We start from the raw sequence: 577 nt of genomic DNA, 5'->3' as shown, positions 1-577 counted from the left end.
AGGTGGCGCTCGTCGCCCCGGTGATCGAGGCGGCGTTGGTGCCGTTGGTGTCGTCGGCCCGGTACCACTGGTAGGTGTAGCTCCGGTTGTCGCCGTCCGGGTCGCTCCAGCTGCCGTTGGTCGTGGACAGCGCGTTGCCCACCGTCGCCGTGCCGGTCACGCTCGGGGCCACGCTGTTCACCGGCGCGCTGTTGGCGATGGCCGTGTAGGTCGAGGTCGCCGTCGGGGTGTGGGAGTTGCCGTCGTTGGCGGTCACCACGACGCGCAGGTACTTGTGCGCGTCCGACGTGGTCAGGGTGTAGGTGGCGCTCGTCGCCCCGGTGATCGAGGCGGCGTTGGTGCCGTTGGTGTCGTCGGCCCGGTACCACTGGTAGGTGAAGCTCCGGTTGTCGCCGTCCGGGTCGCTCCAGCTGCCGTTGGTCGTGGACAGCGCGTTGCCCACCGTCGCCGTGCCGGTCACGCTCGGCGCCACGCTGTTCACCGGCGCGCTGTTGGCGATCGCCGTGTAGGCCGAGGTCGCCGTCGGCGTGCCGCCCTTTCCGTCGTTGGCGGTCACCACGACGCGCAGGTACTTGTG

The 577-nt window shown here is 70.4% G+C and carries 1 protein-coding gene; it reads right to left on the bottom strand.

Annotation, left to right across the window (positions count from 1 at the left end; genetic code table 11):
• Nucleotides 1-577 (bottom strand): hypothetical protein (locus QSG27_RS29170; RefSeq protein WP_306712382.1); only part of this gene is annotated, 577 nt, incomplete at both ends.

The organism is Azospirillum isscasi (assembly GCF_030849505.1).
Classification (GTDB): Bacteria; Pseudomonadota; Alphaproteobacteria; order Azospirillales; family Azospirillaceae; genus Azospirillum; species Azospirillum isscasi.
The sequence above is the reverse complement of the archived record's forward strand: the minus strand, read 5'-3'. Positions and strand labels throughout refer to the sequence as shown.